This is a genomic window from Enterococcus sp. 7F3_DIV0205 (assembly GCF_002141365.2).
GTDB classification, from domain to species: Bacteria; Bacillota; Bacilli; order Lactobacillales; family Enterococcaceae; genus Enterococcus_L; species Enterococcus_L palustris.
This window is the reverse complement of record NZ_CP147244.1, coordinates 2,710,884-2,723,615: the sequence shown is the minus strand read 5'-3', so window position 1 is coordinate 2,723,615 and position 12,732 is coordinate 2,710,884. Positions and strand designations below refer to the sequence as shown.

The 12,732-nt window shown below is 35.4% G+C and carries 11 protein-coding genes; 2 read left to right on the top strand and 9 right to left on the bottom strand.

Annotated elements, in window-relative coordinates; translation table 11 throughout:
• Positions 1-130: 130 nt before the first annotated feature.
• The 5 genes from A5821_RS12775 to yfmF form a co-directional block, all read right to left on the bottom strand.
• Positions 131-991 (bottom strand): hypothetical protein, encoded by an 861-nt coding sequence (locus A5821_RS12775; RefSeq protein WP_339098725.1) that lies wholly within the window; start codon positions 989-991, stop codon positions 131-133.
• Positions 992-1,275: 284 nt separating this feature from the next.
• Positions 1,276-1,854, bottom strand: a complete 579-nt coding sequence (pgsA, locus tag A5821_RS12770) for a CDP-diacylglycerol--glycerol-3-phosphate 3-phosphatidyltransferase (protein ID WP_086315055.1) — start codon at positions 1,852-1,854, stop codon at positions 1,276-1,278.
• A 203-nt stretch (positions 1,855-2,057) separates the two neighbouring features.
• Positions 2,058-2,990: a helix-turn-helix domain-containing protein gene (locus tag A5821_RS12765; protein ID WP_249921875.1), complete on the bottom strand. Its 933-nt coding sequence runs from the start codon at positions 2,988-2,990 to the stop codon at positions 2,058-2,060.
• Between the two features lie 455 nt (positions 2,991-3,445).
• A complete protein-coding gene (yfmH, locus tag A5821_RS12760; protein ID WP_086315050.1) occupies positions 3,446-4,738 on the bottom strand; it encodes an EF-P 5-aminopentanol modification-associated protein YfmH in 1,293 nt (430 codons plus the stop codon).
• A complete protein-coding gene (yfmF, locus tag A5821_RS12755) occupies positions 4,731-5,999 on the bottom strand; it encodes an EF-P 5-aminopentanol modification-associated protein YfmF (RefSeq protein ID WP_086315048.1) in 1,269 nt (422 codons plus the stop codon). The genes yfmH and yfmF overlap by 8 nt, the downstream gene beginning before the upstream one ends.
• A gap of 206 nt (positions 6,000-6,205) precedes the next feature.
• Between yfmF and mscL the strand changes: the two genes are divergently transcribed.
• Positions 6,206-6,658 carry a large conductance mechanosensitive channel protein MscL gene (gene mscL / locus A5821_RS12750; protein ID WP_086315046.1) on the top strand — a complete coding sequence of 151 codons (453 nt, stop codon included), beginning with the start codon at positions 6,206-6,208 and terminating at the stop codon, positions 6,656-6,658.
• A gap of 595 nt (positions 6,659-7,253) precedes the next feature.
• Here the strand turns inward: mscL and A5821_RS12745 are convergent.
• The 4 genes from A5821_RS12745 to treR form a co-directional block, all read right to left on the bottom strand.
• Positions 7,254-7,685, bottom strand: a complete 432-nt coding sequence (locus A5821_RS12745; protein ID WP_086315042.1) for a GNAT family N-acetyltransferase — start codon at positions 7,683-7,685, stop codon at positions 7,254-7,256.
• Between the two features lie 45 nt (positions 7,686-7,730).
• Positions 7,731-8,168 carry a hypothetical protein gene (locus tag A5821_RS12740; protein WP_086315040.1) on the bottom strand — a complete coding sequence of 146 codons (438 nt, stop codon included), beginning with the start codon at positions 8,166-8,168 and terminating at the stop codon, positions 7,731-7,733.
• A 100-nt stretch (positions 8,169-8,268) separates the two neighbouring features.
• Positions 8,269-9,054, bottom strand: coding sequence for a sulfite exporter TauE/SafE family protein (locus A5821_RS12735; protein WP_086315038.1), 786 nt, complete (start codon positions 9,052-9,054; stop codon positions 8,269-8,271).
• A 36-nt stretch (positions 9,055-9,090) separates the two neighbouring features.
• Positions 9,091-9,804: a trehalose operon repressor gene (treR, locus tag A5821_RS12730; RefSeq protein ID WP_086315036.1), complete on the bottom strand. Its 714-nt coding sequence runs from the start codon at positions 9,802-9,804 to the stop codon at positions 9,091-9,093.
• 207 nt (positions 9,805-10,011) lie between these two features.
• On the opposite strand from treR, the gene A5821_RS12725 reads away from it, so the two are divergent.
• A complete protein-coding gene (locus tag A5821_RS12725) occupies positions 10,012-12,720 on the top strand; it encodes a glycoside hydrolase family 65 protein (protein WP_086315034.1) in 2,709 nt (902 codons plus the stop codon).
• Positions 12,721-12,732 lie beyond the last annotated feature (12 nt).

Sequence of the window (12,732 nt, the reverse complement as noted above, 5' to 3'; positions counted from 1 at the left end):
GAAATAGCGAAGGATCTCTCCTTCGCTATTTCTATCTTCACCAACATGACTTGGCAAAGAATATACTTTTTATAAGTTTCACACAAATTTGGGTAAGAAAGTTGGGAATTAGTAGTTATTTATCAGGGAATTATTTGTTTTTCTTTAATTGTTTGATTTCTTTTTCGATTTGATCGATTTGTTTGCCTAAAGCTTTTTGTTCGTTTTTATCACGTGATACTTTTTTCTTGTTGATCAATTCTTGTTTTTCTTGAATCAACGCATTGATTTTAGCTGTATTGTCTTCAACTGGTGTAGATGGTGCAGTTGTGCTTCCAGTTGAACCACCTGTTGAGCTACCATTTTTCAATGCTTGGATTTCACGTTCGATTTCGCCGATACGAATACCTAAAGCTTTTTGTTCGTTTTTATCACGTGATACTTTTTTCTTGTTGATCAACTCTTGTTTTTCTTGGATCAACGCATTGATTTTTGATGCTGTATCTTCTCCTGGTGTTGTCGGTGTTGTTGTGTTTCCTGTCGAACCACTTGTCGCGCCATTTTTCAACGCTTGGATTTCACGTTCGATTTCACCGATACGAATGCCTAATGCTTGTTGCTCTTGCCAGTTTGTGCTAACTTTTTTCTTGTTGATCAATTCTTGTTTTTCTTGGATCAACGCATTGATTTTTGACGCTGTATCTTCTCCTGGTGTTGTTGGCGTTGTCGGTGTTGTTGTATTTCCAGTTGAACCGCCTTTTTTCAATACTTGGATTTCACGTTCAATTTCACCGATGCGGATTCCTAATGCTTTTTGCTCTTGCCAGTTTGTGCTAACTTTTTTCTTGTTGATCAACTCTTGTTTTTCTTGAATCAACGCATTGATTTTTGCAGTGTTATCTACAAGTTGTGCTGAGTTTGCATGTGCTTGAGTAGCAGTTGCTAAAAATCCTGATCCTCCGATTGATAAAGCTAAACCAGCAACTACTGCACCTTTTACAAATTTGTTCATTATAAATTCCTCCAATTTTTTTTGTTCGAATACTACTGTTCATATGATAATAGTTCCGATACACAGATTATACCCACAGATTTAAAAAAAGTAAACTATTATTTTATAAATAGTAGTATCAAAATTTTTTATAAGTATCGAAAAAAATGAAAAAAGCTTATGTATCAGTAGTTATAGCGCTTATTTTTATGGAGAATTAATTTTTCTAAAATAAAAAAACTAGTTTTTTTTCTTGAAATCAAGTAGAAAAACTAGTTTTGGCTATTAATTATTTTAATTGATTATTACATTGAACCTTTAAAAACACTTGCATTTTTTACAAAATAATCGACTCCTGAATAAATTGTAAATAGTAAGCAGACGTACAGCATGATTTGATCTAATGGAAAACCAATTGCTGCAAACGGAATATTATTGATGAATAATAATATAATAGCAACCATCTGTGTTGCTGTTTTTACTTTCCCCGGCCAAGCAGCAGCCATCACTTCGCCGCCTTCAACTAGTAACAAACGCAATCCAGTAACTGCTAACTCTCTACAAACAATGATCGCTACTACCCAAGTAGGCGCTTTTTGTTGTCCTACTAAAACGATAAAAGCAGTCATTACTAGCATTTTATCTGCTAATGGATCTGCAAATTTCCCAAAGTTGGTAACTAACCCTCGTGCTCGAGCAATTTTTCCATCTAGCCAATCGGTAATACTCGCTACCGCAAAGATGATTGCTCCAACTAACTGAGTAACTGCTAATGATGTGCCCGCTACTGTGATTGTCCCCCAATCCATAGGAATACTGACGACAGCGATAAAAATTGGAATCATAAATATTCGAATAACTGTTAATTTATTTGGTAAATTCAATGCTTGTTGCCCCTCTCTTTTCTACCTTATTTTACGTTATCTCATAGAAGGTGTCACGGAAAAAGACACATTTTTAATTCTAAAGAGAGCCGTTTACATATATTGGATCACACTCTCAATAAATGAGCGAGAAAAATGCTTACAACGGTCGGCATCCCATCGCAAACTTTTCTCGCCCATCTTTCTATGAAAAATTATTTTTTCTATTGTGGTTGTTGAGATTCTTGTGATTGTTCTAGTTGTTGCGTTTGTGCATAAGCTAAATTCATATTGATATTTCTTGGCCCAATTCCTGCATTATTCGGATTAAACTCTGCTTTTTGACCATCTAATTTGAATTCCATATACTCAGATGCACCTAAACTTATAACCAATTGAGCTGTTCCTGCCGGTACCTCAACAGTTTTTGGCTGTCCAGGTTGAATTGTTTCTTGGTAAAAGTACCCATTATCATTGTTAGCTGCGGTCGCAATATACACACCGACCCAACAAGGTCCTGTCACAGCAGTAAACTCTAACTTGGCTGGCGTTGCAACATTAACAGCGCTCATGTTTACTGTCACACCAGATTCACTCTCAAATTTTACTTCTGTTGGTGCTTTTGGTTCCGACGAAGAACTAGTCGAAGTCGTTGTACTGCTTGATACTGGTGCTTGACTTGATTCAGAACTTGATGTGGAATCTGTTTCTCTAATAATCTCAGAAGCTGGTGGTTGGATCATAGGCGATGCCTGACGATCTTGCCATGTAATGTAAAAAACAACGATTGCGATTGCCAAACCAATCAAAGAAAAAATAATGGCAGGCAAACTACGCATAAAGCGTTTAGTTGAGCTGTATTCATCGTACATCTGCGTCCGTGATTCATCTAATGTTTCGTATTGAATCGTTGTTTCTATGTCTTCCGGCTCATCTATCCCATCATAAATCTCGACTAATTCGTTACCGTCTAAGCCAACCGCACTTGCGTATTGACGAATAAACGCACGCACGTAAAAAGTCCCCGGCATGGAATCAAAATCATTTTCTTCTATTGCTATCAAATAGCGTTTTTGTGTTTTAGTAATTTGCTGCAGTTCATCTAATGTCATGTTTCGCTGCAGTCGTGCATCTCTTAATTTTTTTCCTATATTCACGCTGGCCACTCGTCCATCTTCTCCAGTCTCTCTAATTTATCAGTTTTGCCTAAATCGATTAGGCGATTTTTTAGTCGTGCAGCTTTTTTGTAAATAAGATAAAATACCTCTGAATAGATCCTTATCTAACTGCTTATTGTCTACTTTAAAGTTGATGTTCATTTTATGTAAAACATTTGAGTAAAAATAGCTCACTTCACCTGAATTACCTAAGTAATTAGTTGGAAATTTCTTTTCATTCAACTATTCTAAGGATAACATAAAAAAATACTGATGAGGATAACATTTTTGAAAGTTTTTAACTAAATATCGGACTTTTTTTATTTAACACAATTGTCACTTCACATACTCGCTTTTCTACTACAACAGCTGATGATTCTTCTCGTTTATGAAAAGAATCATCAATGTAGAAAAATAAATCCTAGCTGTACTATTCGCTTTTAACTAAATAATTGTTATTTTTTAGGATACATATAAAAGCGGCTCAATCCCTCTTTGTTGATAAATGCTTGCGCCAAATTTTTCACATCTGCTAATTGAATGCTCTCAATCACTTCTGGTGTATCAAACAAAGTCGTTTCACCATAGAGTGATTGTGAAAATTGATTTGCAATATATTCTAGTGAATTTAATGATTGGAAGTACTTGCCAATCATTTTTTTCTTCAATAATGATAAGTTTTCAGCTGTTACCTCAGAGCTGTTATCTGCAGTTAAAAGAATTTCTTCGATGCGCTCAGCCAATTGTTCCGGCTGATCACTATCTCCACCAAAATCTGCAAAATGGAAGCTACGGTCTAAATTAAATTCATAACCAAAGCTATCATCTAATAATCCTTCATTATACAAATTCAAGTAATTTTGTGACGTATTGCCAAATAGTAATTGGAACAATAGATTTGCCGTTGTTTTGTATTTAAGTAGTTCTTTTCCATCTGTTGGAACGTCATCTAGTCCCTTCAAACCAACAATGACCTTTGAACGGCTGATAGCCATTTCGATAGAGCTTTCTTTAACAATATCTGCTGGTGTTTCTTTGGGGAAATGACGTTGGATCGGTTCAGCTTTGGCGAAATTTTTGGCAGACTGATTGTTACGGATAAACGCCATCATTTCTTCTGGTTCCATTTTTCCAACCACAAATAAGGTCATATTACTTGGGTGGTAAAAGGTGTTGTAACACGTGTACAGATCTTCTGCAGTGATCTCACCAATACTCTCTACCGTTCCAGCTATATCAATGTGCAAAGGGTGTTTCGGGTAAAGATTGCCCAATGTTCCAAAAAATAAGCGCCAGTTAGAATCATCTAAATACATTTGGATCTCTTGACCGATAATGCCTTTTTCTTTATCAACTGTTTCTTTTGTAAAATAAGGTTCTTGAACAAAATTCAATAATGTTTCTAAGTTTTTCTCCACTTGATCTGTGGTCGAAAATAGGTAACTCGTTTTCGTGAAACTTGTAAATGCATTAGCAGAAGCACCTTGGCGACCGAATTGTTGGAACACATCGCCATCTTCTTTTTCAAACATTTTATGTTCTAAAAAATGAGCGATTCCATCAGGAACTTTTACAAAATCTGTCTCACCAATTGGCACAAATTCATTGTCGATCGAGCCATAGTTTGTCGTAAACAGACCATAGGTTTTGTTGTACTCTTTTTTCGGCAATAAATAAACCGTTAATCCATTATCCAAAACTTCTGTATAAAGAACTTCATTGATTTGCGGATATTCTTTTTTATTCATCGACTTTTTCTCCTTCCAAAAAGAAAATGGCTTGCAGTTGCACCAATTTCGCAACGCGTTGAATATCGGCTAATGTGACAGCTTCCATTCGGCGAATCCATTCGTCATCTTTTAAGCGAAGGTGAGGAATTAAATCATTCAGATATTCATTTTCTAAAACAGCACCTGCATTGTCTAAAGAAAGTAAATATTGATTTTTCAACATTGCTTTAGTTTGTTCGATTTCTAAATCTGTTACGTTTCCTTGACGAATATTTTCTAATTCTACTGAAATCAAGCGCAGAACTTGGTTACGATTTTTACCATCGATCCCAGTCTGAACACTTAAAAAACCACGGAATGTATCGATACTGCTTGATGCGTAATAGGCTAAATTTTCTTTTTCTCGGACATTCATAAATAATTTAGAATGCGGGAAACCACCAAATACACCATTAAAAATCTGCAATGCAAAGTAATTTTCATCCCCATAATAAACGTCTGTGTGGTAGCCTAAATTCAATTTTGACTGTGCTAATTTTTCTTGCTCAGAGCGTTCTTCGATCACATTTCTTGATGGCTGTGCATAAAAAATATCAGCAATCCCTGAGGATCTATCTTCAAACGGTAAGGCACTGAACAATGAAGCCACTTCAGCTTCCTCCACATCGCCAAGAACAAAGATATCAACTTGATCTTGTTGAATCATTTGCTTGTGATATGCCGCAATACTTTCAGCTGTTTCTTTTTCTAAATCTGCGACAGTCCCAAAACTTGGAATTTTTTGATCTTCAGATTGACCAAAATAAAGATTTTGTAAAGCCAAAGAAGAATAGACTTGCTTGTCTTCTGAAATACTTTCATAATAGGCTTTCAGATTTTCTTTTTCACGTTGGAACGTCTCTGTTTCAAATTGTCCATCAATAATGTTTGGATAAAATAAAATTTCTTTTACAAAATCAGCAGCATCTGCTAGTACATGACTGTTTTCCAAGTACTTATCATTAACTAAATTCAGCGATAGATTCAGCCAATGTAAATTGCCTTTTTTATTCACATTGATTCCAAAACTAGCACCATATAATTCTGCCAGTTTTTCACTTAATTTCACTTGATCTGGATAGTTCAAACTATTCGTTTCCATCAAACTGGATAAAAGTGTCCGTTTTGTGATCGTTTCTCTATTCAAACGCGTATTAAAACGTACCAAAATACGCACTGTTTTATATTTTTCTGTTGGAACAACATGTAAGTTGACCCCTTGTGCTAATGTGATCGGCATCTTGTCAGCTCCTCTTTGTTTTTTCATCATAATAAAGCCCAGTCTTAAATACAATCATCTGGACGTTTCTAAATGTTTTTTTAAGGTTTTTCTACATCCATTTAATTATAGCACAGCTCAACTGTCTTTCCTTGATGTAAGAGTCTTTCATTTCAAATTTTTTATTTTTTTCTGTATACTGTATTTGAGAAAGGGAGGTTAGACTTATGATTAAAGAATTTAAAGAATTTATTATGCGTGGTAATGTTCTTGATTTAGCTGTTGGGGTCGTTATCGGTTCTGCTTTTACTGCTATCGTTACACAAATCGTTAATGGATTGATTACACCATTAGTTAGTCTAGTATTCGTATTGACTACTGGAGAAAAAAGTGCGGATGATGCTTTAGGCGCACTCGTTTTTCATGTAAAAGGTGTAGCATTTAATATTGGCGATGTAATCAGTGCTCTTATTACATTTTTAATTACTGCTTTTGTTTTATTCCTAATTGTAAAAGCTGTCAATAAAATGAAGAAAAAACCACAAGCTGAAGAAGAAGAAGAAGTTGTTGCACCTGCAACAGATGAACTATTAGAGCAAATCCGTGATTTGTTGGCAGCACAAAATGCTGCAACGCTAAACAATGGTACAAAGGATAGCTCTGAAAATATCAAAAAGTAACTATCAACTAGCTTTATATCCATAACTTAACTTTCCTAACAAACATATATACACTTATGTTTGTTAGGAAAGTTTTTGTTTTACAGTTCTATTTCCTTAAAACGTATACATTACTCTAATAATTCCTGTATACTTTATACTAAAGGAGATAAATTCACATGAAAAAAAACTTGATTAAAATTGGCTTACCGATTTCCACACTTATCTTTTTGGGGATTTTTATACAATTAATCCAACCTCGCCTAGGAACATTTTTCATAAATTGTGTTGTAGGTCTCGCCTTTATAGTTTTTGGTTGGCAATTGAACATAAAAACAAATTGGTTCGCTCGCATTATTTTATTATTAGGTGTACTTTGGCTAGTATATTTATTTTTATATTATGTAACTGGGTTCAATAACCCTCATTTTTAAGTTCTATCCTTAACATTCAAATAAACAATAGTAAAAAGGGTGTGGGACAAAAGTAAAAATCACTTTTGTTTCACACCCTAAGTACAGATAAACGGTGGGAGCAGATAAACATTGTTGCACAATACCTACTTGGTTCTCGGGATTAAACACTTCTGTCCCATCCTCTTTTACATCCATCTCATTTAATTTTTTCTCATATCAACATGAGGAATATCATCTTCCAAATACACTTCCGAAATTGCTTCAAATCCAAAAGCTCCGTAAAAATTTGTCAAGTGAGCTTGCGCCCCAATAATAATTGGTCGATTTGGATAGTTCGCTTCTATGACTTTCAGTGTTTCTTCTACAAGCTTGTTACCTAATTTTTTCCCACGGTAATCAGGATTGACGATTACTCTGCCAAAAGTCACCGTATCTCCTTTATCGATGATTCGTGTATAACCCATTATTTCCGAGCCGTCTTGAAGCCAAGTGTGCAATGCCTGTTCATCAGCTTCATCGACTTCTTGATATGGACAATTTTGCTCAACAACAAATACAGCAATACGCAATTTGACAATTTCAAAAAATTCTTTCGTCGTTAGTTTCGCAAATTCTTTGACATGATAATCCATTCTGTTAACCTCCACAATTAAATTAGTAACAAGAACCCCATTTTCTTATTCAGTCATTTTTAACGTTCCTGGACCAGAACGATACATAATTTTAACACTTTCACTAGCCATTGCTGGATACAAAAAATCAATCAACACAATGTCCCCGCTAGATACAGACTCTTTGCCAAGCTGAATCATTGTTCCTTCTGACGATTCCTTAGAATCTAGCGTATAAACATACTCTTCTTTTTCTCGTAAATGATCGATGTATTGCTCCATTTCCTTTTCACTGATACTTCCAGCTTTATACGTCAATGTCGTTGTGCGAACTTTATTTTTTATTTCGCTATTCGTGCCGACAATTTTTTTCTCACCGACTACCGAATAAATCGAAGGAACCTTATCCTCATTGATTTCAATTTCCTCTGCCGTACTCGAAGCACATCCAACCATTAACATACTTATCATGACCAATAACCCAACCTGAAAAACTTTTTTCACTGTTATTCTCCTTTTATTTTCCATATTTTCACCATTTATTATATCATAAACAAAAACATCTAAAACCCGACAATTTAGTCAGTTTTAGATGTTTAGTTCGCTAAGTAAACAGTTGTACACCGTTCCATAAATTCAATAACAACACCAAAAGAATCACGATTTGATATACTTGAGTGACACGTTCAGAAGAAATTTTCCCGCTAATCAATGCACCCACAAATCCACCTACAATAGCAGCTGGAATCACGTAAAACAAAATCGATAGATCAAACCGTCCAAAACCAGTTGATTGGGCAATCGTAAATAATTTTGCTGCCTGTGAAAAGAATATCGTAATAATCGAATAAACGGTAGCTTCTTTGATTGGAATGCCAAAACATAACATCAACAAGGCCACATTGATCGGTCCGCCGCCGATTCCCAATAAAGTAGAAATAAATCCTAAAAACAATCCCACACTCACATACCATATTGGATGAGACAACTCAAAAGACCGTTCATTGCCAATCTTCGTATAGAAATAAGCAAACAGCAACGTTATGATCGTCAGAATGATTTGGATCAACTGAACATATTTTTCATCAGAAAACACCCTTAATAATGATTCAAAGACCGTATTCCCCAAAATCCCCCCTACGACTGAACCTAAAGAAACGAATACAGCGATCGGTATCTGCAATTGTAGACCGTTTTTCATTTGCCTTAACGTAGAGACGATCGACATAGTAAAGACTGCTACACTAGAATAAAAAGAAATAGCGGCTAGTGGATGGAAGTGTAGCGTATCTAGCACAGGCTTGATAATTACGCCGCCTCCCATTCCAGAAATCGCGCCAACTGTATTCGCTAAAATAATGACAATAAAATAGATGATTCCTATATACACAATTATTTCATCTCCTAAAAAGTACTCTGTTTTTCTTTAGGCTTTTCTTCGTCTAGCAAAATCAACAAATTTAAATTTATCTAATCGATGTCTGGATTCCGTATATTCAAAACAACGCGTATCTTCTAAGCTGACCACACTGCGGACAACCACTACATGAGTATCTTCATGAATGTCCATCAATCTCTGATCATCTTCAGTGACAGCTTCTACTGTGATCTCTTTTTGCGCATAACTGATGGCCAAACCTAAATCATTTTCAAAGTAATCATAGATAGAGTCTGCCGCACGCTCTTTTGGCAACTCATGAATGATTTCTTTTAATAAATAATCAATATCAACAATTACGACTTCCCCATCTATTTCCCGTTGACGAACCAGACGCCACACGGCCGCCTCTTTCTTCCAGCCAGTCAAACGCGCTAAAGATTCACTAACTTTTTCTTCCTTTAGCTCCACAACTTTAGTTAGGCTATGTATTTGCTGAGCATTTTGTAATTCCTTATAACTAATAACACCCGAAATCGGTAAATCAAATTTTCTAACATTTAAAACAATCGATCCTTTTCCTTGTTTCTTTTGGATATAGCCTGCATTGATTAATAAATTCAGCGCTTTGCGAATTGTTTCTCTTGAAACTGAATATTGCTCTACCAATTGATTTTCACTTGGGAGCAGCGTTCCAGGTTGATAATCTCCTTCTAAAATCCCTTTTTCAAGTTCTAAAAATATATCATGAAATTTATTCATGTCCATCCCTCCACCCTAGGATACTCAAAGAAAATGATAGCACATTCTTCCTTAAAAAAATAGCGTTCTCAGTAAGTAAACCGTAGGACTGATACAATTCTTTGAAATTGTCGCACTTGTATTTACAAGCATTTCATACTATAATGAAAACGAAAACACAACATGTCTATACAAGTTTAAAATAAATCATAGTCAGGAGCCTTATAAATGAACTTTCTAGTCCTTTCACTTACACAAGATGCCTTATATATTCAGGAAAAAGAACAGAGCAACCTTATTTCGGAACAAGCAATTTCTTTTTCTGATTTTGAATTTCCTAAAACTGCTGAAACTTTAGCAACCCAAATCAAAGAAGAGTTTCCAACTGCCAGAGGTGCTATTTTCAACGATATATCACCTGACTTTTACAAGAAAAACAAGCAAGCAAATCCATTGAATGTAGGGCTTGATACTCTAATCAAATACTTTTCAGAACGCTTGAATTTTCCAATCCTTACAGCTTCTGAACTGGAAGAAAGTAAAGATTTAGCTACAGCATTTACTAAAAAAATGGAGTACTCTACCTGGAATTTAGATTATTTTGGTTATACACCAGGTAAAGAAGAATATTCAGTGGAATCCTTACTAACGATTGGTAACGGCTTTATGGGTTTACGCGGTACAGTCCCTGAAATGTCCCTTTCAAAAAATCATTATCCTGCCACTTATATTGCGGGACTTTACAATGAAGAAAAGTCAGAAGTTGCCGGTCAAATCGTTGAAAACGAAGACTTCGTAAATACACCAAATAACCAATATATAAGCATCCAAGTCGAAGGGACTGATGAGTGGCTCACTCTTGAAAAATCCACCTTGCATTATCTGCATAGAAATTTAAATTTAAAAACAGGTTTATTTACTTCGACTATGGTCATTGAAGATACACATAAACATCAATTAACAATAACTGCTCAGAAAATAGTTAATATGGCAAAAATGAACAATTACAGTATCAAATACTCGATCAAACCTGTGAATTTTTCTAAAAACATTACGATCAAGACCGCAACTGATGGATCAATCTATAATTTCAATGTAGAGCGATACCGTAATTTAACAGCAAAGCACTTTCATATAACACAATTACTTGCAGAAAAAAACAACTCTATGATTGAAATCCAAACAAATCAATCAAAAATAAAAGTCCAACAAATAGCAACTATTAGTGGAGACTTTTTTGAGGCGAATGCCATAAAAAACTCGATTGGTGAAGAGCGAATAGAACAAGAAATCACTTTTTATGCTGAAAAAAATACAGCTTATACACTTGAAAAACAAGTCCAAGTTAAAGCTTCTATAGCTAAGGAAAGTTGGGAAACCCCTTCTCTTCCAGCCATTTCTTTTGACTCAGAATTTACCGAAAGTAAGCTTGCTTGGGATACATTGTGGGAAAAATCAGATATCCAGATCACAGGAGATTTGATGTCACAAAAATTGCTGCGTATCCATACGTATCATCTATTCGTTTCTGCTTCTCCGTTTAACAACAATGAACTAGATGTTTCTGTAACTGCTCGCGGTTTACATGGTGAAGCTTATCGAGGCCATATTTTCTGGGATGAAATTTTTATCTTACCATTTTATATTCTCCATTTTCCTGAAACAGCTAAACAATTGTTGATGTATCGCTATAATCGTTTAGGCAAAGCAAAAGAAAATGCTCGTGAAAGCAACTATGCTGGTGCGATGTATCCTTGGCAGTCGGGTCTTGATGGCAGTGAAGATACACAAAAACTTCATTTGAATCCATTAAATGGAGAATGGGGTGAAGATCACAGTATCCTTCAGCGTCATGTCTCTCTAGCGATTGCATACAATATCTGGATGTATTGGAACAACTCTGGCGACGATCAGTTCATTAAAGAATATGGTGCCGAAATGCTAGTAGAAATTGCAAATTTCTGGCGTAGTGCTGCCTCTTTTGATGACAAAACTAAACGCTACTCTATCGCTAAAGTGATGGGACCTGATGAATTCCATGAAGGGTATCCTAATAGTACCGAAAGCGGCTTAAAAAATAATGCTTATACTAATCTAATGGTCGTTTGGTTATTTGAAGAATTAGAAGGTATCCTTTCACTATTAAATACGCAAGAACGAACAGAATTATTTAACAAGACAGGAATCACGCAAGACAATCTTGAAAAAATGAAAGACATTCGTAAACGACTATCAATCGAGGTCAATGAAGATGGGATCATCGCCCAATATGAAGGTTACTTCGATTTAAAGGAAATTGATTGGGATGCGGCTCGTGCGAAGTATGGCAATATTTACCGAATGGATCGAATTTTAAAAGCAGAAGGTCAATCACCTGATGACTATAAAGTGTCAAAACAAGCAGATACATTAATGCTGTTTTATAATTTAAATAAAGAAAAAATCGATGAAATTTTAGAAGAGCTTGGTTATGAATTGCCTGCTGATTATCTTGAAAAAAATCTTTTATATTATTTAAATAGAACTTCACATGGTTCAACATTATCAAGAATCGTCCATGCACAATTAGCCGAAGCGGTATCTTTTCATGACCTATCTTGGACGTTATATCAAGAAGCTTTATACTCTGATTATCAAGATATCCAAGGTGGAACGACTGCTGAAGGAATTCATACAGGTGTAATGGCCGCAACCATTTACGTTACGTTAACTACGTATGCTGGAATCGATATTAAAAAGAACCAGCTGACGATCCAGCCAAATTTACCGAAAAACTGGGAGGAAATGACCTTTAACCTTGATCACAAAGGAATTCACTATCAGTTGACTATTTCAAAATACACGGTTCAAATTTCTCCATCACAAGACACAACGGTCATCATCAATGGGCAACCTTATCCATTGATAGCCCATAAAGTAGCAAACATTAACTATTAAACAACAGACAGG

What these genes read in the sequence shown, in the direction of transcription:
- A5821_RS12775 (WP_339098725.1), bottom strand. Translation starts at nt 991, where the DNA reads ATGAACAAATTTGTAAAAGGTGCAGTAGTTGCTGGTTTAGCTTTATCA.
- yfmH (WP_086315050.1), bottom strand. Translation starts at nt 4,738, where the DNA reads ATGAATAAAAAAGAATATCCGCAAATCAATGAAGTTCTTTATACAGAA.
- yfmF (WP_086315048.1), bottom strand. Translation starts at nt 5,999, where the DNA reads ATGCCGATCACATTAGCACAAGGGGTCAACTTACATGTTGTTCCAACA.
- mscL (WP_086315046.1), top strand. Translation starts at nt 6,206, where the DNA reads ATGATTAAAGAATTTAAAGAATTTATTATGCGTGGTAATGTTCTTGAT.
- A5821_RS12745 (WP_086315042.1), bottom strand. Translation starts at nt 7,685, where the DNA reads ATGGATTATCATGTCAAAGAATTTGCGAAACTAACGACGAAAGAATTT.
- treR (WP_086315036.1), bottom strand. Translation starts at nt 9,804, where the DNA reads ATGAATAAATTTCATGATATATTTTTAGAACTTGAAAAAGGGATTTTA.
- A5821_RS12725 (WP_086315034.1), top strand. Translation starts at nt 10,012, where the DNA reads ATGAACTTTCTAGTCCTTTCACTTACACAAGATGCCTTATATATTCAG.